Raw genomic sequence first — 608 nt, forward strand, 5'->3', positions numbered from 1 at the left:
TATCTATATCTAATTTTTGATTAAAAGTATTTTTATAACCTTTTAAAAGTCTAAAACTATCAAGATATTTTGCTTCTTTCAAATTATCACTTTCTAAGTAGGCTTCTACTTTTGTTCTAATCTCTCCAATGTTAGAGATTTTAAAACTAAGTTCATTATTTTTTAATTCTAAGTCATCTATTTGAAGTTTTGGTTTTAAATCTCCTACATATCCTGCAAGTTCTAACTTCAAATCTGTATAAATAATTACACTTCCATTTCCCTTTTTTTCAATACCTGGAATATTTATTTCTTTTATCCCCATTATTGCTGTATATTCACCTTGTTTTGCTTCTTTTGGTGCTTCTATATAAACTCTAACTTTTTCACTTTGCCCTGGTTTAAGTTTTAAACTTTTAGGGTAAAATTCCATATATGGTGTCATATCTAGTCCATTATCACTTTTTTCCTTATAAAGCCTATATCCAACTTCTTTAGCAGTTGGATTAGTAATATAAAATTCTTGTGTAGCTCCTTCTTTATCTATTCGTTTATCAAAGATAACAGGTGCTACTTGCATATATGCAAATGTTTTAAAAGTAAGTATAAAAAATATAATTAATTTTTTT

Annotated in this window: 1 protein-coding gene; it reads right to left on the minus strand. The window is 26.2% G+C overall.

The annotated features are described in order from the left end of the window. On the minus strand, positions 1-559 hold a 559-nt coding region (locus L988_RS09040), incomplete at its 3' end, for a hypothetical protein (protein ID WP_156111950.1). Positions 560-608: the final 49 nt, after the last annotated feature.

This window comes from Cetobacterium sp. ZWU0022 (assembly GCF_000800875.1).
In the GTDB taxonomy this organism is placed as follows: domain Bacteria; phylum Fusobacteriota; class Fusobacteriia; order Fusobacteriales; family Fusobacteriaceae; genus Cetobacterium_A.